Genomic DNA, 26,426 nt, shown 5'->3' with positions numbered 1-26,426 from the left:
GTTTGCCTGCTTATTGGTTTATTTCAAAAAACTGACGGATTATAGCATTTTAGAAGTCAGGGTAAATGAATTGGTTGTGCAAATAATCTAAGCGTCATTTATAGTTTTTAATCAAGGTGTGTTTGAGTAATCATCGCTCGCAGGCGTACCCAATCGAAATAACCCCCGGGGTCAGTCTTGCGGCCCGGTGCAATATCACTATGCCCAGTTAAATGACGACGGGTTTTAGGATAAGCGTCATAAATAGCCTTAATTACATTTACCAGTGCTTGGTATTGTACGTCCTCAAAGACCACAAAATCAGAACCTTCAAGCTCGATACCAATGCTATAATCATTACACTCAGCGCGTCCAAGGTAGCTTGAGCGGCCAGCATGCCAAGCTCGCTCTTCGAAATTGACAAACTGGGTAATTGAGCCATCACGCTCAATCAGTATATGTGCCGAGACCTTTGCACCCTTGATGGTTTGAAAGTAGGGATGCGCCTCCCAGTCCAATTGATTAGTAAATAATGCCTTGACGTAATGTAAGCCATTAGTGTCGCAAGCCCCGAATTTGTCAGGGGGTAGGCTGATATTGTGAATAACGATAGTATCAACCGCTATACCCTCAGGACGTTGATTATAATTGGGCGAAGCTAGCCAAGTCGCTGCTGACAAGCGCCCCTCGCTAATCGACATAGGCTGAAGGGATAGAGCTGAAGTGGATGATGAGATGGACATAATAATTTCTCTAAAAAGGTCGTGCTGATTATCTAAAATAAAGGGCAACAGTAAGAGTAGCTGGAATAAAAGCAGTCAACCGCATAAAAACCGTCAAATATGAGATATAGAGCCATGTCTATAAAGTTAAACAGTATATCGGTAGTATCAAGCGTTAATAAAATAAATAAGCAAAGTGGTTTGCCTTTTATCATTGCTGGCTTATTACTCTCTATAGAGGCGCAGGCACTACCCACGCCATTAGCGGTGGTAAATACAGACATCCAGGTGACGACTAATGCTTCAGCGCCTTTGACGGCGATTAATAGCGAACCTGTCTATAATGCCATAAATAATAACACCATAAATGATAATGGCAGTGACGCTATCTCAAAGTCTACAAACGCTGAATCGTTATTGGCAGACTGGCGACAACAAGCTCAAGTAAAGAATCTAGCTCAGCATACAACATGGCGCCGGTTATTATATTTCATTGATGAAAAAAAAGGACTTTTTAGTAAAGGTAAAAGTATCAGTGTAATCGAGGATTCTGACTTCTTTTTAAGTAGCGCCGGTCGGCAGGATTCAGCCGCTGAGCTGGATGCTATGCTGGTAGCGCTCGCAAGCGAATCGGTTATGCCTGCTGGTAGTCAGCGTAGTAATAGCAACTCCGTCCAATGCCGTTTTCCAGCCCGAGTACAGTGGCTAGCTGAGACTTTAGATATCGATAATGCCTATTTGCAGGCAGACTGCTCAGAGTTTGAAGAGTGGATGGCTATGCTTGCACCTGAACAGTTATCCATTATGTTTGGTCAAGAGTATTTAGACAATCCGATTTCCGCTTTTGCCCATACTTTATTACGTATCGACTCGCCAGCGAGCGTAGCAGATTCTAGTCAAATTCACCATGCTTATGCGCTTAATGATACCGTCGATGGTAATCCTGACGACGCTTTTACTGTTTTCGCTATCAAAGCGATAAGCGGCGGTTATGACAATCGCATTGAGATTGATCCTTATTCAGAAAAACTAGCAAAATATCTAAAAGAAGATGAGCGGGACACTTGGACCTATCAGTTGGATTTAACCCCAAGCGAGGTACAACAAATAATACGCCACGTTTGGGAAACCAAGGATTTATATATCCCTTATTATTTCACTACCGACAACTGTGCTTCTGAGATTCTACGTCTTATCGATGTGGTGCGACCGCAGCAGCATTTGGTCAGTAAACTGCCTTATGTGGTCATTCCTTCTGATGTGATCAATTTACTGGCTGATGAGAAGTTGTTAGTAAATACTGTGTATACGCCATCCGATAGTACTGCCCGCCAAGCGCAGTTAAATCAGGCTAAACAAGCGGACGAATTAGGCTATCAAACGCTAAGTAAAGAGCAGGCCAATCAGATAAAGTCGGAGAACCTTAATCCAGCGTCCAGTATATCAAAGGATGGTAAAAGATTAGAGCCGCCTGCGATTACCGTCTCTGATAACAATCCGCTTGATCGCCATCCCTTACAGCGCGGACATATTGGTATCGGTCAGCGCGGTGATAACGCTTATATCGATTTGGGTCTACGCGCAGGTTATCATGATACGCTCGATCGCCCTTCAGGGTTTCCGCAGTTTTTTGATTTAGAAGGGGTAGCGGCGACTTTGCGTTTTTATGATACCGATAGTAATAGCAACTCTCCCTCTAGTGTGGAGTTGCAGAACTTTACTCTAGTTCGCGGTCGCTCTTTTAATCCAGTGAATTCTGCCAAAAAAGGCAAAACCTGGGGCGCAGCTGTGGAAGCTACCCGTATTAATGATGGCTCACAGCAAGAGGGTAGAGGGCATCTAGTGGGTAGCGCTGCCTTTGAGTATGGTCAGTCATGGGCGCTTGGTACGCCAAAAGCGGGCTCAGGCGAGATGCCGCCGCAGCTTTGCTATACCTTTGCTACTGGAGCACTGCAAGCTGGCCGCGGGATTAATAAAGGCTTTCGGGTAGGAGCTGGAATCAATGCAGGCTGCTTGTACCAGATTAACAATCGCTTACGCGCACAGGCTGAATTACAATTGCCGTATTGGTATCATGGCAGTAGCGACCAGAGCGATGTCAAAGGCAGTTATTGGCAGCCCATTAGCACTTTAGGCCTGCAATATGATATCGATAAAAAACAAGCACTGCGCATTAACGCCAGCTACGACTGGCAGGATCGGGTGGCGGATAATGATGACGTGAAGCTGTCTTATATGCGCTATTTTTAGGCTAAACTTGCTGCTCTGCTGACAGTGGCAACCCTAAACTATGCTCATAAAAATAAAAATTAGATAGTTAAGGATATTTTATGATTAATCAAAACTGGCTGATTATTGGTCAAGGTGACATCGGCGTACCAGTGACTAATACGCTTGCCCAAGGTAACTTAGCGGTTACTGGGCTGGCTCGTAATGAGCGCAGCCACTATGCTTTAGATGATAAGGCCAAATTTATACAAGCTGATGCGCTAAAGCTCAGTGCTGAGCAGTTGCAAGCTTTTACTCGTATCGCTATTATTGTCACTCCTGATGAGTATTCGACTAGTGGTTATAACAATAGTTACTTAGCGATTTGCCAGCATTTGGCGCAACTTGCAGAGCAATTAACCGAGCTTGAGCGTATCGTTTTTATTTCATCAACCGGGGTTTATGGGCAAGATAATGGCGAGTGGATTGATGAATATACCGCTCCTATTACTCCTAAGCGTGATGCTTCAAAGGTGATACGCCAAGCAGAGCAAGCACTTCAAAGCGGCTTTGGCGACAAGGCTATTGTTATTCGTCCTAGTGGGATTTATGGACGCGAGCGCTTGATGCGCCTGCGCAAGGCGCGCGAGACTGATAAAGAGCCAATCGCCGCTGAGCACTGGAGCAATCGCATTATGGATCGTGATTTGGTAGCGATTATTGCGAAAGTGCTCACTATTGAGGCGCCAGAATCTATCAAGCCACTTTATATCGCTACTGATTATCGCCCGGTTACTACCCTTGAGCTTGGTATTTGGCTCAGTGAGCAAGTAGGAGCTGAGCCGCCTACGGTTGATCAGAATAAAACGGCAGTTACGGGCAAACGCTTACACAGCAACATTCCGTTAGCATGGCTGACTTATCCTGATTGGCAAGTAGGTTATCAGGATATCTTGCAACACCAGCAAGATTAACGATTTTACTCAAACACAGCTTGTTTTAAGTTACGGTTTAATTTTATTTTATAGTTTACGGAGATTTCATGACTCAGCATTCTACTTTTGATCAACACTGGTCTAACGCTGACCATACGCTGAGTCGAGGTAAGCCTATAGAAGAGCAAGCTGAGCATGCCTCTAGTTTATCTGATGGCAGTCAACCTGCAGTTGTACACCCAAATTTTGACCCCAACCAAACTCCGCTTGACCCTGCCAGACCGCTTAACCATATTCCAGAGCCTGCGCGGCGTTTAAGCGGTCAGTTGCGCCGCTTATACGGCAAGTCTTCGCGTTTTTATCAGCCAAATGAGCAATTATTGTCCCAGTGGCAGCTGGTGGCATCCGAGCCTTTTGCTGAGCATTTGGCCTTACTTAGCGCCGCCAAGCTTATTGCTATACCCCCAAGCTTTTACTCCCCTTATCGGTCTTCGGGTCAAGGCCAGCAGTCTGCCCAACCTTTATTATCACCCTTTGAAGAGATGAACCTACTGGATTTAGCTGATATCCAGCAAGTGCTCAGTCAGTATCCGGCGCTAACCCGTTATGGCTTTAGCGCAAAAGATCAAGATAACTCTAAAGATGAAGATAGTTCTGATGAAGAGACTGCTCAGCAACCACAGCGCAGCTTAAGGGCGCTATGTAAACGCCATGATCCGGATGAGCTGCTCAATAGTGTATATGCTGACGACTGGGAAGTAATGTTGCAGCCGGAGCAGTTTGAAACCGGCAAGGGGAGTTTAGCTACTGATATTATGGCTTGTAGCGCGGCGGTGCACGTGTTGAAACAGTGTCCCACCCGCAAAACTATCAATCAAAGTTATAGCGCTGAGCAAATTTGCCAGCATGTGCGCAGCTATTTACTTAGTCAGGTGCTACACACCCCCGCTCACCATTATCAATATCGGCAGATACGTTTGTTTACGGGTCATGTTATTGCCGCTGCCATACATTTGGGCTGGAAGATACAAGTGAGCGATGATGGAGAGTGTTATTTTAATATCTCATCACGCTGCAGCCTACTTACTCGTTATGCCAATATGCAAGCGTATTATATAAATGGCTGGGTTAGTGGTTAGAGTGATATTGGGTCAGGTGCAAACCTATTCTAACCTTTATAATGTGCTCATTTTTATAGCTTTGTCTAAATTTTTACCTTTACTTTACTAATAGGACTGTCTAATGGCTCAAGCTCAAACTCCTCAAAATACAGCATTTTCCTCTCATGCTTTTATTCAATTGGCGCTAGATAATGAAGTGCTTAAATTTGGCGAGTTTGTACTAAAGTCCGGGCGCATCAGTCCTTACTTTTTCAATGCCGGCTTGTTAGCTACCGGCGAGATGTTGTCGCTATTAGCCCGTGGTTATGCCGATGCATTAGCCAAACAAATCGCTGCCAATGATAATAAAGCGGATGGGTTGGTTATCTTCGGTGCCGCTTATAAAGGTATTCCTTTTGTTGCCGCTACGGCGCAGGCTTTGTGGTTACATCATGGTATCAATGCCGAGTGGGGTTATAACCGTAAGGAAGCCAAAACTCACGGTGAGGGCGGCAATTTAGTCGGCGCCGAGGTTAATGGTAAAGCAGTTTGGATACTCGATGACGTTATTACCGCGGGTACTGCTATGCGTGAAGTTGTAGAGATCTTACAGCAGGCGGGCGCTAGCGTTGCCGGTATTCTGGTTGCTTTGGATCGTAAAGAAAAAGGTCAAAATGAGCATTCAGCGATTCAAGAGCTGGCGACCACTCTGCAAGTGCCGGTTCAAGCGCTAATCGATATGGACGACTTAATTGGTTATTTGGCGGACAACAATAGCGCACAGCAAGACCAAGCCCAATTGGCAAAAATGCAGCATTACCGTGAGCGTTACGGCATATAACTGAGCGCAGGTTTATAGCGTTTTATCTGTATTGCTAACTTTCACACTTTAACTTTCATACTTTAATAATAATATAAATAAGCGAGTTTTATCATGAGTCAAGCTACTACTAAATCTCTAAACATACTGGTTATTATGGATCCTATAGAACGGGTCAACTATAAAAAAGACACTACTTTAGCTATGATGTGGTCGGCGCAAGATCGCGGACACACCTTGGGTTATTGTCAAATACATGATCTATGGCTCGATCGTGGGCAGTTGATGATAGATGCGCAGCCGGTGACTGCCAAGCGTGATCCCAATGATTTTTATACCCTTGGCGACAAGACCACCGCTCCAGTCAGTGATTATGACGTGATTTTGATGCGTAAAGATCCGCCATTTAATATGCGCTTTCTGTATTCAACTTATATGCTTGATCATGCCAAAGCAGCTGGGGTGTTGGTGGTTAATGATCCACAAGCACTGCGCGATTGTAATGAGAAGCTGTTCGCCACTTGGTTCAGTGAACACATGAGCCCGACCATCGTGACCAGTAAACAGGCGCATATCCGTCAGTTTATCACTGAGCAGCAAGACGTTATTGTCAAACCGCTTGATGGTATGGGCGGTACGGGTATTTTTCGTCTGACCGCCGATAGTCCTAATATTGGCGTAACGCTGGAGATACTGACCGAGCTTGAAACTTTGCCTATTATGGCGCAGCGTTATTTACCGGAGATTAAAGAAGGAGATAAACGGGTCTTAATCGTCGATGGGGCGGTGGTAGATTATTCCTTAGCCCGTATCCCCGTCAAAGGGGAGACCCGGGGTAACTTAGCGGCTGGTGGCAGTGGGGTTGCTATGCCATTGACTGATGCTGAGCGTAAAGTAGCCGAAATAGTAGCGCCAATTGTCAAAGAAAAAGGCCTTATGTTCGTGGGACTAGATCTAATCGGCGGACGTATTACCGAGATTAATGTCACCAGTCCTACTTGTGTGCGCGAGATTGATGATCAGTGCGGTACTGATATCGCAACCGATTTGATAATCGCTATTGAGCAAAAGCTAAACGCTTAAACGCCATCAGCATGGCGTAGCAAACGGTTGCGTTAAATAAATAACCAAGTGGAAAGATTTCTGCTTCTGGTTATTTATTAGTATAAATTGCAAAAACAGGAGGCACTATGAGTAAAACTATCAAACCATTATTACTGAGCGTCGGACTAGTATTAGGGATCAATGCCAGTGCAGCTGATCCGCTTAATAATACTAAATGGGTCAATTATAATAAAAAAGGTGAAGCTAATGCGGTACTCAAATTCAATGAAAATGGTGGCAAACTCTCAGCTGAGATCGTCGATATATTAGACAAACCTGCAAACAATAAAAAATGTGCTAGCTGTAAAGGTAAGTTCCAAAATAAACCTTTAGCAGGAGCGACGGTCATTTGGGATTTAAAACCAGATCCTAATAACCCGAATCGCTATATTGATGGCGAAGGCATTGATCCAAAAACAGGTATAACTTTTTCTGGAAAAGCACAGTTAGAAGGAGATAGCCTTAAATTGCGCGGTTATAAAGGCATCTCGTTAATCGGCAAAACCCATGTGCTCAAACGCCTTTAGATTATCAAGTATTTGCTATTATTATTTTTAGCTTAGGCGTCGCTTTACACAGGTATTTCATCATTTATGCAGCTGTTTTGTGCTATGATTTTGCACTTGTTATTGACCCTCGTTTTTTCTGTATAAATCTAGAATCTGTATAACCGCTAGGAGATCCCCTGTGTTTGATTCCTCTGATAACCGCCCTGATTATCAAGCGGTTACTGCTGTCAAAAAACCCAACGTGCTAATGATGGCAGCAGGTACTGGCGGGCACGTATTCCCAGCATTAGCGGTTGCCGAAGAGTTGACTCAGCGTGGGGCAATTGTGCATTGGCTAGGTACGCCAAGTGGAATGGAGAACGATCTAGTAAAGCCTACTGGTTACACTTTTCACCCGATTGCTATGCAAGGCCTGCGGGGTAAGGGAGTGGGGCGACTGCTTAAACTGCCAAAGACTTTATTATCAGCGACTATGGCTGCGATGAGAGTTATCCGTAGCAATCAGATTGATATGGTGGTCGGTTTTGGTGGCTACGTTAGCGCTCCTGGGGGTATTGCTGCTCGCCTGACAGGTACGCCTCTCATTATCCACGAACAAAACGCTATTGCTGGCATGAGTAATCGCTATTTAGCCAAAATTGCCACCAAGGTATTACAAGCGTTTGAACATACTTTTGCCAATAGTAAAAGTGATAGCAAGCTTACGACGGTTGGTAATCCTGTACGTAATACTATTACGGGGGTAGAAAGACCCTCAGCCCGCTATGATATTAATGATCAATCGCCGTTACGGTTATTGGTCGTTGGAGGTTCCTTAGGGGCGCAGGCACTAAATACTACCGTCCCTAAAGCCTTGGCGTTATTAGATAAACCCTTTGAGGTGCGCCATCAATGTGGCCGTAATAATGAAAACGCGACCCAAGCGGCTTATGACAGTGAAGATTTAAATCTGCACCAGTTTAATGTTCAGCCGTTTATTGATGATATGGCAGCGGCTTATAACTGGGCCGATGTGATTGTCTGCCGAGCTGGCGCATTGACCGTTACCGAGATTCAGAACGTCGGTATCGCTGCGATATTCGTACCGCTACCTCATGCGGTTGACGATCATCAGACGGCCAATGCACGTACGCTTACTGCTCAAGATGCGGCTATTTTATTACCACAAGCTGAGTTAACGCCTGAGCGCCTGAGCCAAGAGCTATCGGTACTGAATCGACAAAGTTGTTTGGAGATGGCTCAAAAAGGTCAGGCGCTTGCCAATCGCGGCGCCAGTCAGCAGGTGGCAGATATTATTTGGCAGACACTGTAATTGATATTGTTGCTGGACTTCCTGATTGATCTCTAACTTATTTATTAATATCTGACTTGTTTACATTTTATGGACTCTATGAGTCTTATTTTATACCTTGTTTTATAAAGAGAAATTGCTATGCCTACTTCTAAAAAAGCCTTACCTAAGCGGCTAATTGAAATTCCAGAGATGCGCCGTATTCAGCATTTACATTTTGTTGGGATTGGCGGCTCAGGGATGTGCGGTATTGCTGAAGTTATGCACAATCAAGGCTATCAAGTCAGTGGCTCTGATATTGCTGAAAGTCTAGTGACCAAACGCTTAGAGCAGATTGGCATTGAGATATACATTGGTCATGATTCAAAAAATATTGCTAATGCGGATGTTATTGTAGTGTCATCAGCGATTGATCGTAGTAATCCTGAAGTTGAAGCCGCACTTAAAGCTCGCCTGCCAGTAGTTCGCCGCGCTGATATGTTAGGCGAATTGATGCGTTATCGTCATGGTATTGCGATTGCTGGTGCGCATGGCAAGACCACGACTACCAGCTTATTAACTACTATGATGGCTGAAGCTAACCTAGATCCAACTTATGTGATTGGCGGCAAGCTCAATGCTTCTGGTAAAAATGCAGCGCTGGGTAGCAGTCGTTTCTTAATTGCTGAAGCCGATGAGTCCGATGCGTCCTTTTTATCGCTGCATCCTATGTCGGCTATTGTCACTAATATTGATCAAGACCATATGGAAACTTATGAAAATAGTTTCGATAAACTAAAAGCGGCCTATATCCAGTTTTTACAGAATATGCCCTTTTATGGCTTAGCTGTGGTTTGTGGGGATGATCCAGAATTATATGCGATGATTGATGATATTGGGCGTCCTGTATTGACCTTTGGTCTTGAGTCTTTCAATGATGTACAAGCCATTGATGTGGTGGTAGAAGGCACCAAAACCCACTTTACCGTCTTGCGCCGTGACCGTGATCCCTTGCATTTGACCTTAAACATTCCTGGTATTCATAATGTTTATAATGCTCTTGCGGCCATTACTATGGCAACCGATGAAGGGGTTAGTGATGAAGCTATTAAGCGTGCGCTGGATAAGTTTGAAGGGGTAGGTCGCCGCTTTGAGCAGCACGCCTTAGTCCCTACTGATGAAGGCGATGTCTTACTGATTGATGATTACGGTCATCATCCAAAAGAGGTTGATGCTACCATTAAAGCGGCACGTCAAAGCTTCCCAGATCGACGTTTAGTGATGTTATTTCAGCCGCACCGTTATAGCCGCACTCGCGACTGTTTTGATGATTTTGTAGAAGTATTGTCTACTGTCGATGAGTTATTATTATTGGAAGTTTATTCAGCAGGTGAGAGTCCGATTACTGGCGCTGACACCAAAGCTTTGGCTCGCAGTATTCGTCTGCGCGGAGCGGTTGAGCCGACCATAGTAGACAAAGAGAATCTTGCTCCAGTTATGCAGCGACTATTAAAAGCTAATGATATGCTGATTACTCAAGGAGCGGGTAATGTGGGACAAATTGCTGTTGAACTGGCCGCTAATAATTTATATCTCAATCAAGTCGAAAAAGTGCTCTAGGAGTCTAATTCATGACCAATAATACTAATAAGGACACTGATATGACTCAAAGTCTTATCACCAAAAACCATCCGTCTACTACCAATGACGAGGTTGCTACTGACTCAGATACGGCTAATATTACCAACCCAGAACCCGCATTAGCAGCCGCTGCTCAGGCTCAGCAAGACGGTGAGGGTAAAGTAGCCCATGACTCCTATGAAGAAAATAAATTAGCCACATCTGATTCATCAGCGCTTGATCCTACTACATTCGGCAAAGTCGCTGTAGTCTATGGAGGCAGTAGTAATGAGCGCAGTGTTTCGCTAGATAGTGGCGCCGCAGTACTCCAAGCGCTACAAAACAGAGGAGTGGATGCCGTTCATTTTGATCCCAAGTACCAGGATATCACTGAGCTACGTGATTATGATCGGGTGTTTAATGTTTTGCATGGCCGCGGCGGCGAGGATGGGTTATTACAAGGGGTATTACAGTGGCTTGATATTCCGCAGACCGGCTCTGGTATTTTAGCCTCAGCCTTAGGAATGGACAAGGTTCGTACTAAGCAATTATGGCAGGGATGTGGGTTATCGACGGCGCCATTTGCCCTACTAACAGCCGATACCGACTGGCAACAAGTGGTCAACATGCTAGGACTGCCTTTGATTATAAAGCCGGTACATGAAGGTTCTAGTATTGGTATGACAAAGGTTAATAACTTAGATGAGCTTCCTGCCGCTTACGAGACAGCCAGCCAGTGCGGCGATGCAGTTATGGCAGAGCGCTGGATTACAGGACGCGAATTTACCATTGTGATTATCGACGATGAAGCTTATCCCGTCATCCGTTTAGAGCCTGCCGATATCGCTAACTTCTATGATTTTGATGCCAAATATAATCGTGATGACACCAGCTATTATATACCTTGTGGTTTGAGCGCTAATGATGAAAAGCATTTGCAAGCGCTAAGTCTAGCCGCTTTTCGTGCGGTTGATGCTAAAGGTTGGGGCCGTATTGATGCCATGCAGGATAATAGTGGTAATTTTTGGCTGCTAGAAATCAATACTGTACCTGGTATGACTAGTCATAGTTTAGTGCCGATGGCTGCCAAAGCACGAGGTATGGACTTTGAAACTTTGTGTCTGCATATACTAGCGCAGACTCTGTAGGAACAGGGACTACACAACCAAAAATAGACTTAACTATAGCTTAAAAGTAACTACCAATGTATCACTAGCCCTGCTCTAGCACAGCATCATGTAAACTTGTGTAAATTCAGCAACTTCAGCTGGGGTTAGGCTATTGTTTAATGGCAAAATACGTTAATATTGTGGTGATAAATCTATTTTGGCGAAAATCATCTCATATTAGGGACAATTTGAGCGTATTAGACTATCAAATCTAATAATATTTTTAATAACTGCTATTCCAGCCGCTTTTTATAGTAAAAGTATTGGAAGTATAATAGCGGTTCAATAGCATAAGTAAAATTAAGATATAGGGGCGAAGGAGATTATGGCTCAAACTGTCAATGAAGTCGCTGACTTGATGAGTGATAAGACCCGTCGTTCAGAATCGAGATTGCCACTTCCCAATATGGCCAGATATTTTTTTATGGCTCTAGTTATGGGGCTACTTCTACTTATCCTAGCCATGGGTGGTAAGGCTTTACGTGATGCACCGCCAGCCGCTATCATAGTAGATCCGTCAGGACTCAGTGCGGCTCAATATCAAACTTTGCAAAGTACTATGGAGCAGCAGGCGATAAGCAGCTTCTTTACTACTGATATGCAAGCCTTACGTGACATTGCCATTAGCTTAGCTTGGGTCGATCAAGTGGGTGTGACCCGCGACTGGCAGCGTGGTATTGTGATTACGGCACTGCCAAAACAGGCGGTGGCAAACTTTGGTACTGAGCGCCTCGTCGATGCTTCAGGAGATGTTTTTGTCCCTGCGGATAGTAATGAGCTGGGCCAAGATGATTTTGCCACCTTGCAAGGTGAAATAACTCAAGCGCCAGTCATTATGCAGCAAATGCAACAAATTAATGACTGGTATGCTCCCTTAGATCTGCGGGTCGAAGACATTATTTTGACACCACGCATGACTTGGTTAGTACGGTTTGACAATGGCTTACGAGTTATTGTTGATAATGAAAATACGGCTCAAAAGCTTTTGAGCCTAAGTCAGCTACTGGGCAATCAGTTGAGCGAGCGCCGTGATGAGATGCAGTCTATAGATCTGCGCTACAAGAATGGCTTTACTATTGCTTGGAATGTTAATAGTACAGCAGAAGCGGCAATTAGTAGTCAGTAGTTTAATAACCGTCCGCATCAGTATTATGGTTAATTAATCTCTTGTATTAGTAGTTTAGGGTTGCGATGGGCATGATAATCTAGTTTAAGTATTACCTCTTAAAAATATGGTTTTTTAATGATTTAATGGAGACGTCATATGGTCTCCTATTTAGCGATAATTTGTTTGGTACCATGAAAAATTCTGAAAATCTGGTTGTTGTTCATCTAAGTGCTACCGCAGTCTATGCTGTGATTGGTAGTGTTGTGTCTGCAAAAGACATTCGTATTATAGGTGTCGGGCAAGTTAAAAATAGTGACTTTTATCAAGGTCAGATCAAACATCGTGAGCGCCTGCAAAGTGCAATTAAACAAGCCATTCAAGAAGCAGAGGATACCGCAAATTGTCGTGTCCATAGTGTCTGGCTCACTCTAGCTACTCCGGAATTGCTGAGTAAAAATAGCGCAGGTCACGTCGCAGTAGAAGATGATGTGGTACGTGCTAAAGATATGGTACAAGCTTTATCCAATGCGAAATCAAAGGATCTTGCCTCTGATTACTACTTGATGCATTGCTGTCAGCAAGGTATTTATATCGATGAACAACCTACCATGATCGATGATGCCATCGAAATGGTAGCAAATAATATTACAGTACTTTACCACATGATGATGATGCCGGTCGCTAGCCGCCAGAATATTCAAAAATTGTTACAGAGCTGCGATGTAGGCATTGATCATATCGTTTTTGATGCTGTAGCTAGTGCAGAATATAGTTTAATGCCAGAAGAGCGTCAACAAGGTGTCTGTCTGATAGATATAGGTGCTAGTACTACTAGTATTTGTGTCTATAAAGAAAACAAGCTTATTTTTACCCATTGTATAGCCCGTGGTAGTCATGAAGTGACTATGGATATCTCAGCGGATATGGGTATCTCTATGATAGAGGCTGAAAAGCTGAAAAAATCACATGGCACCGTTGATCTTAACAGCGTTGATCCCAGTGCATTTCATCTGTTCAGACCTCAAGGAACAGGTGACGAGGTTAATGTTAGCTTGTATAATCTGGCACAAATTATTGAAGCACGCTATGAGCAACTGTTTACTGAAGTAGTAAAACATTTGCATGAAGCTGAACTGCTAAGCTATATTGACCGCGGTATGGTACTGGCAGGGGGTGGTAGTGCTATTAAAGGGATGGTACCCTTTGCTAAAAAACTACTTAGAATGCCGGTGGTACTGACTAACACTCATCCTGCTATCAGTGCTTATAATCACTTTGATAATGATGAATCCTTTAAACAATTAAGTCTACAAGTTCAAGATCGTGTTTACCAGACTGCCTTCGGCACTTTGTTATATAGCCAAAGTGAGCAGTTTCGTCACAGTGAGCAAAGCGAGCCTGAAGCGATAAAACAAAGTCGCGTCAAAGGTAGTGTTAAAGGGGTTGGTCAACGTTTTACTCAATTACTAAAAAAGATTCTTTAAGATCTTTATTAAATCTTAGTATTAGATTTTTCTACGGCATACTAAGCATAAGTTAGAAGCTGACACTAACTTTTAATAGTAGCAAAGATAAACAATGTAAATTGAATAAAGCGCATAATAAGTAATAAATATTTATATAACTTATTAAGAATTATTGAATTAAATTTATTATAGTAAAGCGATAGCACGTTAGATCAGTGCATCATCACCTATCTATCATTATGTTATCTGCAACTGGAGAACCTTTTTTATGTCAAAATACACCATGCCCGATGACACTCAAGCTAATAACAACGGCCAAGCCCATTTTACCGTATTTGGCGTTGGCGGCGGCGGTGGTAACGCTGTTGAGCATATGGTTCAACAAGGTATTAGAGGCGTGACCTTTGTCTGTGCTAACACTGATAAGCAAGCTCTTGATCGTCTAACAGCGCCACACAAGCTCCAACTAGGTGCCAAAACAAACCGTGGCTTAGGAGCGGGTGCTAATCCTGAGGTTGGTCGTGAAGCGGCGGAAAGTGAAGAAGAGGCTATCCGCGAGTTACTCAAAGATTCAGACATGGTCTTTATTACTGCTGGTATGGGTGGCGGTACTGGTACAGGCGCAGCTCCAGTAGTAGCTCGTATTGCCAAAGAGATGGAAGTGCTCACCGTAGCGGTAGTTACTACTCCTTTCAAGTTTGAAGGGGGTAAACGTATCAAGTCTGCTAAAGCGGGGATTGAACAATTGACCAATTTTGTTGATTCAATCATTACTATTCCTAATGATAAGCTTATGAGTGTCTATGGTAATATCTCCATGCAAGACGCTTTCAAAAAAGCTGATGATGTTTTGCTGCATGCGGTTCAAGGTATCGCTGAGACCATTGCAAGCGAAGGTATGATTAATATTGACTTCAACGATATTCGTACTGCTATGACTGCTAAAGGTCATGCAATGATGGGTATTGGCCGTGCAAGCGGTGATGACCGTGCCCGTCAAGCAACAGAAAAGGCCATCCGCTCACCACTGCTCGATGATTTACGTTTAGAAAACGCTAAAGGCTTACTAGTGAACGTGATCTCATCTGAATCGCTATCATTAGATGAGTTGAGTAAAATCAGTGGTATAGTCGATGAGATTACTGACATTGACGACGCCAATATATTTTATGGTTCTGTTATCGATGAGAAGATGGGAGACGATCTGCATGTGACGGTTATTGCTACCGGTCTAACTTTAGACGAGCATGCCGGCGAGCCAGTGGAAGAGCAGCCTGTGCCTTCGGTTACTAGTACGCAAGCGGTAGACCCTAACTTGCATACCAGTGCGCTTAACAAACAGACGCAGAGATCCCAAGATAATGTCACTCGTCCAGAACCGGTGAAAGAGCAGCCGCAGACTAAAACTAATAGTATTCAAGATTACTTAAAACGCCAACAAAATAAGTAAATGCTTTTTAGAAATAAATCAACATTTGCATTACTAAATTTTATAGGTTTACTTTTAAGTATCTAAATTTTTTATTAGTAGTTAAAAAAGTGTCAAACTTATTTTAATAAAGCTAACCATTCTTTTAAGAAGCCGGCGTATTTGCGCTGGCTTTTTTATTGCTTATCTCCTTAATCTAAAGTTGTTAAACAAAGACTGTATATGGCTTCAAAGGAATTTAATTATTGATAATTGAACATTTAGCTCGTTTTTTTTAATCTAAGTTTGTAAATAAAACTTATTATAATTGAGCATATAATGATTTTTATCAATATACAGTATTGGTATTTTAACTATTTTGCTGCTAGCGAATAAAGGGAGCTAATGGTACACTAGGGTAATTGTAACAAAATATGTGAGAAAACAGCCATGAACCAACGTACTATAAAAAAAGCGATTACGGTAACCGGTACCGGTCTGCATAGTGGTGAACCTGTTGATCTAGAATTTTACCCCCAGCCTGTAGACACTGGAATCGTCTTTGAGCGCTCTGATATTCCTGGTAGTGCACCTGTACCTGCTAATGCATTTTTAGTACAAGATACTATGATGTCATCAAATCTAGTGTTTGGTGGAACTCGTGTCGGTACGGTTGAGCATTTATTAAGTGCCATCGCAGGACTAGGTATCGATAATCTATTGATTCGTGTCTCTGCGAGTGAGATTCCTATTATGGATGGTAGTGCCTCGCCATTTGTTGGCTTGCTATTGCAAGCTGGATTGTATGAGCAAGATGCCCCTAAGAAGTTTTTACGAATTGTGCGCCCAGTCCGAGTGAATGTTGATGACAAATGGGCGGAGCTACGGCCTTACGATGGTTTTGAATTAAACTTTGAGATTGATTTTGATCATCCTGCGTTTGATAAAGACTTCCAACATGCTCAGCTGCAGTTTTCTACGCAAAACTTTATAGAACAATTGAGTGAAGCGCGTACCTTTGGATTTTTACAAGATATTGAAACGCTACGCCGGAATAATTTAGCACTAGGCGGTAGTATGGAGAACGCCATTGTTGTTGATGAGAGTCGGGTGTTAAATGCTGAAGGCCTACGTTATGCTGATGAGTTTGTACGTCATAAAATATTAGATGCTCTAGGGGATTTATATTTAATTGGATATCCTTTATTAGGCCGTTTTAATGCTTATAAATCAGGACATGCTTTAAATAATTTATTGGTTAGAGAGGTCTTATCAGATCCTAATAACTTTGAAATTGTAACATTTGATGACAATGTAACTTGTCCTATCGAATATCAACCAGCTTTTGGTTTGGCTGTTGAAGGATAAATACACGAATATACATGATGTATCGCAACATTTACGTAATATTACATAGGCTAGTACCCCTTAGAACTAATTTAATTAGAAATTTATAATCTGTTATAGAAAAGCTATTCTTCGCAGGCAAGAGAATAAAAAGGCTATCGCCAATTAAGAAATCGTTGTGCGCTTATATTCATATTTTGGATATAAGCGCACAACGATTTTTTTTGTTATGAGTTCGAGCAGATTTCATCTAAATTTTTAGACATTTTAGGCTTTTATTTACGTAAGTTTACATTGTAATATGTTTATTTTTAGTCTTTTATCAGTCTTAAAATAGCATTTTGTAGGTTTTTATCAGTGGTGACATGCTCTGCAGCCTGTGCTATAGTCCGCTTTGTGTTTTGGCTAAGAGCCTGATTGTTATTGGCTTTATGAGGTTCTAAAGCATTTATTGACCCAGCTGATTGTTCTGAGTTTTTTGGATAGTTAGTAGAAGTATTTGTTACCACGATGCGAATTTGCTTGAGTTGTTTAAATGTAAAGGACTGCTCTCTTAAAATCTGCAAGTAAGCGTTTTGTAAGTAACGAATATGGTTAGCTGCTGTTACAGAGCTTACGCTGAGAGTTAGTTGTTCGGCGGTCAAGCCTACAACTAAGCAGCTATTGAGAATCTCTTCTGGTAGGCAGTCTACTAGTATGGTTTTCACCTCTTTGGTAGCTTGCAGATAACAGCGCATATCGTCACTTAAGCTTTGAGGCAGAGCGCTACCAGCAAAAGCTTGATGGTCGATAAGTTTAGCAAGACGATTAGGTTGTTTTTTAGCCATTTTAATTACTCGTTGATCAACTACTAGCGGGTATACCAAACAGATAGAGAGATAGTTAGAAAGGAAAGCCTTTAGTTATTAAGGTAGAGCAAACGATTTACGAGGTAAACAACGAAACTGATAATACTGTCAGTGTTGAATACTACAGACTAAAGCGTTAGCTATAATATTTAGGATTTTATCACGATTTATTAATGGTCATCTCCTCTAAATTAATTAATGCCTGTCATGGATGACAAGCAAACTTGTATTAACAATAGGTAGTAAATTTATGAAACAAGCTTTATTAATTTTGTCAGTACTGGGAATGGGCATAGCACAAACGAGTGGTGCTGTCGAAACGACCTTTCAACCAAATAATACCTTGAGTCATACGATAACTAATAGCTCGGCTGCTACTAATTATGGTTCTAGCCGTAATATTTATAGCACCAATAGCGGTGCTTATGTTTCTAGCAATGACGAGATCAGTCAAGCTATTGATAACCTAAGCGCTCATGCCAAACAAAAAGAATATCAGCTCGCAAATTTAACTAGCCGTTTATCATATGAGCGTCAACAGCAAGCAAGCAAGGCTCCAGATAGTAATTCTGCGCCCGCTATTGCAGCAATGCGTGCATCACGCGCAGCTTTATCTAGAAGTTCTGGCTACTGCGCTCGCTATGTACGTAAAGCGCTACAGTCCGCTGGTTATGAATTTACGCCTAACCCTTCAGCTTATCAGTATGCTTCTCGCGGCACACTTGCCCAAGCAGGCTTTACTAAGATTAGTAACGATACCCCACCACAGATTGGTGATGTCGTAGTCTATAACCGCTCATCAAACCGTCCTCATGGGCATATCCAAATTTTTGATGGTAATGATTGGGTATCTGACTTCCGTCAAAGAAGTATCAGCCCTTATAGTGGTGTTCATAGCTATACCACATGGCGCGATTCACAATACGTTGATGACGCTTCAGATCGCGGTATTTATCTTGCTATGGCAGAGTAATACAGCCAAGCTTATTTAAACACTACTTTTTTATAGTGTTATCCAAACCCAGCAATAGTCTTTATGATATTGCTGGGTTTTTATATGAAGTGATACATTTTTGAAATTGCTCAGTGGTAGCTGATTATTTGTCGATCATCAACATGAGACCAATAGTGGCGTTGATGAAAGTCAGGTGGGTGAGGGTGAGCACTGGCAAAGTATAAGTTGATTGCACCGAACTTTAAAATGACACAAGGCTGTAGCTTGCTAATACCAAAAACTTTAGAGTTATCATTATTAAACGGCTCAGAGTTTAGTTGGTCTAGGGGCAACTCAAAGCTTCGCTTATAGTGATAAGCTGCCATAAAAGTAGCGGTTGTTATCGTCTTAGCAGAGTTGATAAGTTTAGAAGGTGGCGCTAACTTAGCTGCTGTACCATAAAGATTTGATGATAGATTGGCATCTATTGGAATATTGGTCCAAGTAATGGCGGCATAAAGGTTTTCGGTTGCTCTAAGTAAAGGTCTGGGCGGCAATGAAGCTGGTGTCCGATAATTGTCAAACTTGTAAAGTGCATATCGTCCATTGGGGCAGGCATTAAGCTCAATATAGCTTGATGGTTGCTGGGCATCTAAAAGGTCGCCAGCTATGAAGCATTCAAGGCACGTACGCTCCCATAAATAATCAGTAAACACTACTTGATTAAGCTCCCAAGTAGGCCAATCTAATTGCGTAGCTAAAGTCAGGCATGGCAGCTTTATACTGTAGTGCAGCTGCAACTTTGCTTTTGGCTGCAGTACAACTGCTGCTTTAACTCGAACCTCAATTTTTTGGAGCTGCTCTATAGCGACACCAAGCTGTTGAGCATCCGCTAACAAAGTATTGGTCGCCAATTGTAGGTTAAATAGCTGGCTCATAAGAAAGGTGACCTAATAGAGATAATTGACTAGTAATAGATTAGTTTAAACGTATAGATAAAAATATTAAACATTGAAAAGCGATGCTGGTGCCTTAATAGAGTATTCGGCAGCAACATAAAAGCCGCATGTCATAATGCCATGCGGCTTTTATTAACTATTGCTCATAGGTTGTCTAATAGAGTTTATCCCCTATAGTTATTGAGCATGACGTATTAAGTTCGATAGTTTAGGGTTAGCATTTGGGTTTTGGCGTAGTAATAATGCCATACGTCCAATAGTATGAATCACGTTAGCGTTAGCAGTAGTAGCAAGCTCAGTGCTAACTAAGTCGCGATCATGCTTACTACCGGCTGGTAGTTTTACTTTAATCAGCTCATGATCATTCAAAGCTCGGTCAATCTCTTCAGTGATAGCAGGAGTGATACCATTGCTCCCTATCATAACGATAGGCTTGAGCTCATGACCAATACCTTTTAAGCGTTTAATTGTAGCGTTATCAAGTTCCATAAAATTCCTAAGCATTTAAAATATGAGTGGATGAACATTTATTAAAAAAGTTAACTCATATTATAAGTAATTTGCGTTCAACTTGCTTGTAATCAGTAGGGTTTTATACAAAATTAGGTGATGAAAATGTTAAACTGCTGGTTTTAACACCTTATAAATGCGCCTTAGCTTAACAAACAGCTCATAGAGGAGTTAAGCTAATCCACTTTAAACATAGCGCTAAATACTGTCATAGAAATACTGAATAAGATAACCGCTAATAGGAGCATATTTTTGGCCACCCGTATTGAAAATAAAAAGTTGTCAAAGAGTAGCCGCGCTTGGATGAAAGAGCATATTGATGATCATTATGTAAAACAAGCACACAAGGATGGCTACCGAGCGCGTGCAGCTTATAAGCTACTCGAGATCAATGAGAAAACCAATCTTATCAATAAAGGGATGACCGTAGTTGATTTAGGCAGTGCGCCTGGTAGTTGGTCACAAGTGGCGAGCAGGCTAGTGGGTGAGCAAGGAGTGCTAATCGCCTCTGATATCTTACCTATGGACGCCTTAGCTGATGTCACGTTTATTCAGGGCGATTTTCGTGAGGCCGAAGTTTTCGATAGCATTATGGCAGAGGTAGGCGATAGGCAGGTAGATGTGGTGCTATCTGATATGGCTCCTAATACCTCCGGTAACAGCGCTGTGGATCAACCACGCATGATTTATCTATGCGAGCTGGCGGTAGACTTTGCTCTAGCTACCTTACCAGAAGGTGGCGCGCTTATTATGAAAGTGTTTCAAGGCGAAGGCACTCAAGAATTACGTAAGCAAATGCAGGCTGATTTTAGTAAAATTCGTAGTATTAAGCCTGGAGCATCACGTCCGCGTTCAAAAGAGATATTTTGGATAGCTATAAAATAGCTTGATTATTCAAAAGCTTATGACGACAATCAGTTGAACAACAATAATTTAAGCTCTCTACGATATGCTGCAAGCTTAAATACAGTTGTTAACTGAATAAAAGCATATTATGCTTGAATTATACAGGTTAAAACCACATATCATGTTATATTAACTTTGTTTAGAATCAATTGTATTAAACAAACAACAGCTTTGAGCAAAGTCGTCTAATACTAAGCTTTTATAAGCTTAACCGTTTATTGCTAACTTATAGATTACGATATCTTTCTTTTTTGGTAACCGCTTCATTATTATCTTTTCTGTTATGAGAATGATAGTATCAGTGGCCCCTACAACAGACAGATAGCGATAAAGGGTGAGTAATATGCTGATAGACGTCACGTGTTTAGTAAACACACCAATAAGTAAGGGATGGGAAAACTTGTGAGCGACATGGTAAAAAATACCTTATTGTGGCTGGTGGTAATCGGCATTTTGGTGCTGGTATTTAGCGGCTTTGATCAGTCATCGGAGCCGGATAACCTTAACTATTCTGAATTTGTGACCGCAGTGTCTGAAAATCAGGTAGCCAGCGTTGAAATCGACGGAGAGCAAATCACCGGTGAAAAGAAAAATGGCTCAACTTTTGAGACCGTTAGGCCTGCTGTAGCCGATGAACAGCTCATGCCATTGCTGCGTGAAAATCAAGTTGAGGTGGTAGGTACTGCCCCTAAACGTCAAAGTGTATTGATGCAATTACTAATTGCCAGCTTCCCAATTCTGCTGATTATTGGTCTGTTTTTATTCTTTATGCGTAATATGCAAGGCGGCGCCGGTGGTAAAGGCGGTGGGCCAATGAGCTTTGGTAAATCAAAAGCTAAGATGCTTACTGAAGATCAGATTAATGTTAATTTTGAAGACGTCGCTGGTTGTGAAGAAGCCAAAGAAGAAGTCGTAGAAGTGGTCGAGTTCTTACGAGACCCTGACAAATTTACTAAGCTTGGAGCGACTATTCCACGTGGTATCTTGATGGTAGGTCCGCCGGGTACGGGTAAAACACTACTAGCAAGAGCGATTGCTGGTGAAGCAAAAGTACCTTTCTTCTCAATCTCAGGTTCTGATTTCGTTGAAATGTTCGTAGGTGTCGGTGCATCACGTGTGCGCGACATGTTTGAGCAAGCGAAGAAAAGTGCTCCTTGTATCATCTTTATTGATGAGATTGATGCAGTAGGTCGTCATCGCGGCTCAGGTATGGGCGGCGGTAACGATGAGCGTGAACAGACATTGAACCAGTTATTGGTTGAAATGGATGGTTTTGAAGGTAACGAAGGCGTTATCGTAATAGCTGCGACTAACCGCGCTGACGTACTGGATAAAGCCTTATTGCGCCCAGGACGTTTTGACCGTCAAGTACAAGTAGGCTTGCCGGATATTAAAGGTCGTGAGCAGATTTTAAAAGTACATTTGAGAAAGCTGCCTAATACTATCGGCGTTGATGCCCATGCGTTAGCTCGTGGTACTCCAGGATTTAGCGGTGCCCAGTTGGCTAACCTTGTGAACGAAGCGGCATTATTTGCGGCTCGCCGTAACAAGCGCAGCGTTGATATGAATGACTTTGAAGATGCTAAAGACAAGCTCTATATGGGCCCTGAACGCAAATCGATGGTTATCCGTGAAGAAGAGCGCCGTGCCACTGCTTATCATGAAGCAGGACATGCGCTAGTCGCTGAGTTGCTGCCAGGTACGGATCCGGTGCATAAGGTTACTATTATGCCGCGCGGTTTTGCTCTTGGTGTCACTTGGCAGTTGCCTGAGCACGATCAAACTAGTATGAATAAGTCAAAAATGCTTAGCGACATTGCAATCTTATTCGGTGGTCGTATTGCTGAAGAGGTATTTATCAATCAGATGTCGACGGGTGCCTCAAATGACTTTGAGCGAGCAACTAAAATGGCGCGTGCTATGGTTACTAAGTATGGCATGTCAGATGCATTAGGTATCATGGTCTACGAAGACGATGACAGCTCGCAGGGTTATTTTGGTGGTGGCGGTCGTACTATCTCAGAAGCTACGCAGCAAAAGGTTGATGAAGAAGTACGCCGGATGCTAGAAGAGCAGTATGATATCGCTCGCGAACTGATCGAAGGTAACCAAGATAAGATGCATGCCATGGTTGATGCACTTATGAAGTGGGAAACGATTGATCGTGATCAGCTGCAAGATATCTTAGCGGGAGAAGAACCTCGTCCACCTAGAGTCTATCAGCCTAACGAAGTGAACTTATCAAAAGACGATGTTAAGACTACAGGCTCTACGCCACCACCCTTACCAGCGATGTAGTTTTAAGAGCGTTTAGTTTTGAATGATGAAGAGCCCTTTTTAATAAAGGGCTTTTTTATGCTTAACTTTTATAATCATAAATTTTTATAGTCCTAGTCTTACTGCTCTCAGTGCTTTACTGTATGATGATTGATAAATAATATTAGAATTCCTATTCTATTGTAGTGGCTTATATTGTAGAGGCTTATATTATAGGAGTCATAAAACTTAGCTCTAAGTTTGATAGTCTTTTTTGTTAGTTATGATGGATAAGTTATGTCGTTATTTAATCCGCTTCCTATTTATACCGTTTCCAGCGGTGATAAAATCCTTGATTTGTCCCAGCCGCAGGTTATGGGTATATTGAATGTTACCCCTGATTCCTTTTCAGATGGCGGCCGGTTCAATGGGGTGCAACAGGCAGTCGCCCATTGTCAAGAGATGCTAAAGGCAGGAGCAAAGATTATCGATATTGGTGGTGAATCTACCCGCCCAAATGCCAAAACTGTGACCACTGAGGAAGAGATTGAGCGTGTCGTGCCTGTTGTTAAGGCGGTCCGCCAATATTGTGGTGAGAGTGTTTGGTTGTCGATCGATACCAGCAATCCTGTGGTCATGCAGGCGGCATTTGAGGCAGGTGCTGATATTTGGAATGATGTGCGGGCGCTCAAGCGCGATGGTGCTGCACAGATGGCCGCTAAGCTCGATATACCAGTAATGCTGATGCATATGCGTGGTGAGCCCACTACTATGAATAATTTGGCGCAATACGATGATGTGGTCGCTACGGTTCATACCGAACTTAGCACTCGTATAGAGGAAGTAGTAGCACTGGGCGTAAAGCGTAATAAGCTAATTATTGATCCTGGGTTTGGCTTCGCTAAAAATTATCAGCATCACTGCACCCTATTAACTCAGCTTAATAGCTTACAAGCGCTTGGGTTGCCGATGATGTTTGGTATATCACGTAAGCGTTTTTTGGCAGAGGTACTTACCAAGAGTGGCGTGGAGGCAGTAGCTACTACTCAAGCAGTTGAGCGAGATCCTATTGGTACTGCTGCTGGACTGTTTGCCTTACAGCAAGGTGCCTGTATTATTCGTACTCATAACGTTGCGATGATGCAGCAGGCAGTAGCACTTTGGCAGCAATTATCTATTCATTGTCAGTCCTGCAATTAGTTTTTAATCAAATTTTAGATAGTGTTGTTAAGACACTTTAAAAGCAGTACCGTGCAGTGCTACTGGAATTACTTTTACTTGCGTGCTGTGTCTACGCTGACAGAGGCTGCGCAAAATTAATTCCAGCAGCACTTGACAAAAAAACCTGTCAGTTCTGTTTATTATTTTAAATTAAAACATTTCGAGGTCTTTATCATGACAGCAGTAACCAATCATCCAGCCAGTCAACCTGAACCCACTAATGAGCAACGTCGTATCATTTATCAGGCACGCCGTGGCCTTAAAGAGTTAGATTTCTATATCGACCCTTATGTAAAAGAGTTGTACCTTTTCGCATCACCTACTGAGCAAGAAACCTTTGCTGAGATGCTTACCTATGAAGATCCAGATTTATTGGATTATTTTACCAATCAAAGCCAACCCGAGGATAAAGCTGTATGGGAGCTGGTTAATAAAATCAAAAAGTGGCGTCATGAACAAGATTTAGTGTAGCTTTTAATGATGCAAACTATTGATACTTTTTTCTCTCGATTACTACAATGAGAATTGATACAGCGGTTCAATCGAGTAGTCGTTTACGTTTGCTGCTCTATATTGCTTTAATCAGCCTAATATCTTCATTAGCAGGGCTGGCCAGCTTAGGCTTATGGCACTATCTATTACTAGTTAGCGTAAGCGTAGTAGTAGGTGCCTATTTAGCTTTATCACGTCCGACTCTTCAGCATCTTAGTCAGCCTCCCATAAGCCAGCGGGCCGATAAAGGCTGGCAGTTATTGATGCATACTGGACGTGGAGAGGCATTGTGGCAAGCTGAATTGCTAAATGTCCATTCTTACTTTTGGCTTATACATTTTGATTTTTTAACCATTGAACCTTTTAAAAAATCGATATCAATGACGATTTATCGCGATCAAGTAAGTCCTGAAGACTGGCGAGAGCTCAATATATTAGCGACAGTAATGACTACCAAGACCAGCTAGGTAAGGAGCTACTGGTAATAGCTGACAGAATGATTATTGAGCAATCATCTACTGATTGTTTATAAGAAGTCCGATGCGCTATTAACGAAGTCCTACAAGCCATCACAAAATACCTATCTAAACACACTTATGACTTTGTTATCTTACTAAGGTAAGTTTGCAAATGATGAAGCTAACTTTGAATTGTGCAATTATACGATTGTACATAGGGTTGTTATTCATTGTAGAGCAAATATAGGATAACCAATAAAGAATTAAGGGATATTATATGAGCTTATTAGGTAATTTAGTTTCGCAAGTAGCACGCAGCGCTATGGATCCAGAAGATGCGCATCGTAATCCTGTCAACCAGCGTACCACTCTGCGTCGTACTGGCGGCTTAGGGGATATTCTGGGTAGTGTTCTAGGAGCAAACAGTAGCCAAGCTCGTGACTATAATCCGCAGCGTTATGAGCGTCAGCCTGACAATGGTTTTGGTTTGGATGATTTGTTAGGTGGATTGACTGGTGGCACTCAGCGCGGCGGAATGAACTCTGGGGCAGGAGGACTGGGTGATATACTAGGTAGCGTGCTGGGTGGTAATCAGCGTAGTAGGAGCGGCTTTGGCGGTAAAGGGATGCTGATAGCGGCGCTTATGCCTATGGTTCTTAGTTGGATTCAGCGTAATGGTGGTTTGAGCGGGGCATTATCAAAGATAACGGGGATGGGTTATGATAATCAGGCGCGCTCTTGGCTGAGTACTAACGATACCAACGACAATCTAGACCCTAATGATATCAGCCGTTTATTTGATGAAAATGAGATTCAGCAGGTTGCTGCCCATACTGGTGCTAATGATGCAGAAGTGCGTCAAGGCTTGGCTGAATTATTGCCCGAGGTTTTCAATCAATTAACGCCGCAAGGTAATCTGAATAATGAAACTGAAGCCAATCAGGAAATTGAGCAGATCGTCAGCCAGTTATCAAGCCGCTTAGGGACGTTGAAATAATAAAAATAGGTGCTAATTATTTTTCACTAAATTTTTATAAAAAGAGCACGCCATTAATGGCATGCTCTTTTAGCTTGGTT

Annotated in this window: 24 protein-coding genes; 20 read left to right on the top strand and 4 right to left on the bottom strand. The window is 42.5% G+C overall.

Annotation, left to right across the window (positions count from 1 at the left end):
* Window positions 1–107: 107 nt before the first annotated feature.
* Entirely contained in the window at window positions 108–722 is a 615-nt protein-coding gene (gene ampD / locus JMX18_RS07340; protein WP_201586429.1) for a 1,6-anhydro-N-acetylmuramyl-L-alanine amidase AmpD, read from the bottom strand.
* Window positions 723–836: 114 nt separating this feature from the next.
* Here ampD and JMX18_RS07335 point away from each other — a divergent pair, with 114 nt between their 5' ends.
* The 13 genes from JMX18_RS07335 (at window position 837) to lpxC (ending at window position 16,786) form a co-directional block, all read left to right on the top strand.
* On the top strand, window positions 837–2,951 hold the full coding sequence (locus JMX18_RS07335) for an Lnb N-terminal periplasmic domain-containing protein (protein ID WP_227674592.1): 2,115 nt from the start codon (window positions 837–839) through the stop codon (window positions 2,949–2,951).
* Window positions 2,952–3,031: 80 nt separating this feature from the next.
* Complete coding sequence (locus tag JMX18_RS07330) at window positions 3,032–3,883, top strand: NAD-dependent epimerase/dehydratase family protein (protein ID WP_201586427.1); 852 nt, start codon at window positions 3,032–3,034, stop codon at window positions 3,881–3,883.
* Between the two features lie 68 nt (window positions 3,884–3,951).
* Entirely contained in the window at window positions 3,952–4,983 is a 1,032-nt protein-coding gene (locus JMX18_RS07325) for a hypothetical protein (RefSeq protein WP_201586426.1), read from the top strand.
* Window positions 4,984–5,086: 103 nt separating this feature from the next.
* On the top strand, window positions 5,087–5,785 hold the full coding sequence (gene pyrE / locus JMX18_RS07320; RefSeq protein WP_201586425.1) for an orotate phosphoribosyltransferase: 699 nt from the start codon (window positions 5,087–5,089) through the stop codon (window positions 5,783–5,785).
* Between the two features lie 93 nt (window positions 5,786–5,878).
* On the top strand, window positions 5,879–6,847 hold the full coding sequence (gshB, locus tag JMX18_RS07315; RefSeq protein WP_201586424.1) for a glutathione synthase: 969 nt from the start codon (window positions 5,879–5,881) through the stop codon (window positions 6,845–6,847).
* A 107-nt stretch (window positions 6,848–6,954) separates the two neighbouring features.
* Window positions 6,955–7,395 (top strand): DUF2147 domain-containing protein, encoded by a 441-nt coding sequence (locus tag JMX18_RS07310; protein ID WP_201586422.1) that lies wholly within the window; start codon window positions 6,955–6,957, stop codon window positions 7,393–7,395.
* 229 nt (window positions 7,396–7,624) lie between these two features.
* Window positions 7,625–8,689 (top strand): undecaprenyldiphospho-muramoylpentapeptide beta-N-acetylglucosaminyltransferase, encoded by a 1,065-nt coding sequence (murG, locus tag JMX18_RS07305; RefSeq protein WP_201588271.1) that lies wholly within the window; start codon window positions 7,625–7,627, stop codon window positions 8,687–8,689.
* Window positions 8,690–8,809: 120 nt separating this feature from the next.
* Entirely contained in the window at window positions 8,810–10,267 is a 1,458-nt protein-coding gene (murC, locus tag JMX18_RS07300; protein ID WP_201586420.1) for a UDP-N-acetylmuramate--L-alanine ligase, read from the top strand.
* Between the two features lie 11 nt (window positions 10,268–10,278).
* Entirely contained in the window at window positions 10,279–11,415 is a 1,137-nt protein-coding gene (locus JMX18_RS07295; protein ID WP_320158322.1) for a D-alanine--D-alanine ligase, read from the top strand.
* 346 nt (window positions 11,416–11,761) lie between these two features.
* Window positions 11,762–12,562, top strand: coding sequence for a cell division protein FtsQ/DivIB (locus JMX18_RS07290; RefSeq protein ID WP_201586418.1), 801 nt, complete (start codon window positions 11,762–11,764; stop codon window positions 12,560–12,562).
* A 173-nt stretch (window positions 12,563–12,735) separates the two neighbouring features.
* Entirely contained in the window at window positions 12,736–14,028 is a 1,293-nt protein-coding gene (gene ftsA, locus JMX18_RS07285) for a cell division protein FtsA (RefSeq protein ID WP_201586416.1), read from the top strand.
* Between the two features lie 250 nt (window positions 14,029–14,278).
* A complete protein-coding gene (gene ftsZ / locus JMX18_RS07280; RefSeq protein WP_201586414.1) occupies window positions 14,279–15,460 on the top strand; it encodes a cell division protein FtsZ in 1,182 nt (393 codons plus the stop codon).
* Window positions 15,461–15,868: 408 nt separating this feature from the next.
* Window positions 15,869–16,786, top strand: a complete 918-nt coding sequence (lpxC, locus tag JMX18_RS07275; protein ID WP_201586412.1) for a UDP-3-O-acyl-N-acetylglucosamine deacetylase — start codon at window positions 15,869–15,871, stop codon at window positions 16,784–16,786.
* Between the two features lie 290 nt (window positions 16,787–17,076).
* On the opposite strand, the gene JMX18_RS07270 is transcribed toward lpxC, so the two are convergent.
* Entirely contained in the window at window positions 17,077–17,592 is a 516-nt protein-coding gene (locus tag JMX18_RS07270) for a DciA family protein (protein ID WP_201586411.1), read from the bottom strand.
* A gap of 271 nt (window positions 17,593–17,863) precedes the next feature.
* Here JMX18_RS07270 and JMX18_RS07265 point away from each other — a divergent pair, with 271 nt between their 5' ends.
* Window positions 17,864–18,586 (top strand): CHAP domain-containing protein, encoded by a 723-nt coding sequence (locus JMX18_RS07265; RefSeq protein ID WP_201586410.1) that lies wholly within the window; start codon window positions 17,864–17,866, stop codon window positions 18,584–18,586.
* Between the two features lie 110 nt (window positions 18,587–18,696).
* Here JMX18_RS07265 and JMX18_RS07260 read toward each other — a convergent pair whose 3' ends face one another.
* Window positions 18,697–19,485, bottom strand: a complete 789-nt coding sequence (locus JMX18_RS07260; RefSeq protein WP_201586409.1) for a DOMON domain-containing protein — start codon at window positions 19,483–19,485, stop codon at window positions 18,697–18,699.
* Window positions 19,486–19,683: 198 nt separating this feature from the next.
* Window positions 19,684–19,995 carry a YhbY family RNA-binding protein gene (locus tag JMX18_RS07255; RefSeq protein ID WP_201586408.1) on the bottom strand — a complete coding sequence of 104 codons (312 nt, stop codon included), beginning with the start codon at window positions 19,993–19,995 and terminating at the stop codon, window positions 19,684–19,686.
* 273 nt (window positions 19,996–20,268) lie between these two features.
* On the opposite strand from JMX18_RS07255, the gene JMX18_RS07250 reads away from it, so the two are divergent.
* From JMX18_RS07250 to JMX18_RS07225, 6 genes are all read left to right on the top strand, one after another.
* Window positions 20,269–20,901 carry an RlmE family RNA methyltransferase gene (locus JMX18_RS07250; protein ID WP_201586407.1) on the top strand — a complete coding sequence of 211 codons (633 nt, stop codon included), beginning with the start codon at window positions 20,269–20,271 and terminating at the stop codon, window positions 20,899–20,901.
* Window positions 20,902–21,324: 423 nt separating this feature from the next.
* Window positions 21,325–23,220 (top strand): ATP-dependent zinc metalloprotease FtsH, encoded by a 1,896-nt coding sequence (gene ftsH / locus JMX18_RS07245; RefSeq protein WP_320158321.1) that lies wholly within the window; start codon window positions 21,325–21,327, stop codon window positions 23,218–23,220.
* A 255-nt stretch (window positions 23,221–23,475) separates the two neighbouring features.
* Window positions 23,476–24,378: a dihydropteroate synthase gene (folP, locus tag JMX18_RS07240; protein ID WP_201586406.1), complete on the top strand. Its 903-nt coding sequence runs from the start codon at window positions 23,476–23,478 to the stop codon at window positions 24,376–24,378.
* Between the two features lie 195 nt (window positions 24,379–24,573).
* Window positions 24,574–24,870: an FAD assembly factor SdhE gene (locus tag JMX18_RS07235; RefSeq protein ID WP_201586404.1), complete on the top strand. Its 297-nt coding sequence runs from the start codon at window positions 24,574–24,576 to the stop codon at window positions 24,868–24,870.
* Between the two features lie 47 nt (window positions 24,871–24,917).
* Window positions 24,918–25,358, top strand: a complete 441-nt coding sequence (locus JMX18_RS07230) for a hypothetical protein (RefSeq protein WP_201586402.1) — start codon at window positions 24,918–24,920, stop codon at window positions 25,356–25,358.
* A gap of 268 nt (window positions 25,359–25,626) precedes the next feature.
* The gene (locus tag JMX18_RS07225) at window positions 25,627–26,346 is read left to right on the top strand and encodes a YidB family protein (RefSeq protein WP_201586400.1); all 720 of its coding nucleotides are present in this window, start codon (window positions 25,627–25,629) and stop codon (window positions 26,344–26,346) included.
* Window positions 26,347–26,426 lie beyond the last annotated feature (80 nt).

The sequence above is a fragment of the Psychrobacter jeotgali genome, from assembly GCF_904846315.1.
Taxonomy (GTDB): Bacteria; Pseudomonadota; Gammaproteobacteria; order Pseudomonadales; family Moraxellaceae; genus Psychrobacter; species Psychrobacter jeotgali.
Note: the sequence above shows the minus strand (reverse complement) of the source record. Positions and strands in the feature narration are given on the sequence as shown.

Bases quoted from the DNA above. Each gene is read 5' to 3' on its own strand.
- JMX18_RS07235 (WP_201586404.1), top strand. From the start codon at position 24,574: ATGACAGCAGTAACCAATCATCCAGCCAGTCAACCTGAACCCACTAAT.
- JMX18_RS07325 (WP_201586426.1), top strand. From the start codon at position 3,952: ATGACTCAGCATTCTACTTTTGATCAACACTGGTCTAACGCTGACCAT.
- JMX18_RS07330 (WP_201586427.1), top strand. From the start codon at position 3,032: ATGATTAATCAAAACTGGCTGATTATTGGTCAAGGTGACATCGGCGTA.
- JMX18_RS07270 (WP_201586411.1), bottom strand. From the start codon at position 17,592: ATGGCTAAAAAACAACCTAATCGTCTTGCTAAACTTATCGACCATCAA.
- JMX18_RS07290 (WP_201586418.1), top strand. From the start codon at position 11,762: ATGGCTCAAACTGTCAATGAAGTCGCTGACTTGATGAGTGATAAGACC.
- ftsA (WP_201586416.1), top strand. From the start codon at position 12,736: ATGAAAAATTCTGAAAATCTGGTTGTTGTTCATCTAAGTGCTACCGCA.
- pyrE (WP_201586425.1), top strand. From the start codon at position 5,087: ATGGCTCAAGCTCAAACTCCTCAAAATACAGCATTTTCCTCTCATGCT.
- ampD (WP_201586429.1), bottom strand. From the start codon at position 722: ATGTCCATCTCATCATCCACTTCAGCTCTATCCCTTCAGCCTATGTCG.
- JMX18_RS07260 (WP_201586409.1), bottom strand. From the start codon at position 19,485: ATGAGCCAGCTATTTAACCTACAATTGGCGACCAATACTTTGTTAGCG.
- folP (WP_201586406.1), top strand. From the start codon at position 23,476: ATGTCGTTATTTAATCCGCTTCCTATTTATACCGTTTCCAGCGGTGAT.
- JMX18_RS07230 (WP_201586402.1), top strand. From the start codon at position 24,918: ATGAGAATTGATACAGCGGTTCAATCGAGTAGTCGTTTACGTTTGCTG.
- JMX18_RS07310 (WP_201586422.1), top strand. From the start codon at position 6,955: ATGAGTAAAACTATCAAACCATTATTACTGAGCGTCGGACTAGTATTA.
- JMX18_RS07335 (WP_227674592.1), top strand. From the start codon at position 837: ATGTCTATAAAGTTAAACAGTATATCGGTAGTATCAAGCGTTAATAAA.
- JMX18_RS07295 (WP_320158322.1), top strand. From the start codon at position 10,279: ATGACCAATAATACTAATAAGGACACTGATATGACTCAAAGTCTTATC.
- murG (WP_201588271.1), top strand. From the start codon at position 7,625: ATGATGGCAGCAGGTACTGGCGGGCACGTATTCCCAGCATTAGCGGTT.
- murC (WP_201586420.1), top strand. From the start codon at position 8,810: ATGCCTACTTCTAAAAAAGCCTTACCTAAGCGGCTAATTGAAATTCCA.
- JMX18_RS07265 (WP_201586410.1), top strand. From the start codon at position 17,864: ATGAAACAAGCTTTATTAATTTTGTCAGTACTGGGAATGGGCATAGCA.
- lpxC (WP_201586412.1), top strand. From the start codon at position 15,869: ATGAACCAACGTACTATAAAAAAAGCGATTACGGTAACCGGTACCGGT.
- JMX18_RS07255 (WP_201586408.1), bottom strand. From the start codon at position 19,995: ATGGAACTTGATAACGCTACAATTAAACGCTTAAAAGGTATTGGTCAT.
- ftsZ (WP_201586414.1), top strand. From the start codon at position 14,279: ATGTCAAAATACACCATGCCCGATGACACTCAAGCTAATAACAACGGC.
- gshB (WP_201586424.1), top strand. From the start codon at position 5,879: ATGAGTCAAGCTACTACTAAATCTCTAAACATACTGGTTATTATGGAT.
- JMX18_RS07225 (WP_201586400.1), top strand. From the start codon at position 25,627: ATGAGCTTATTAGGTAATTTAGTTTCGCAAGTAGCACGCAGCGCTATG.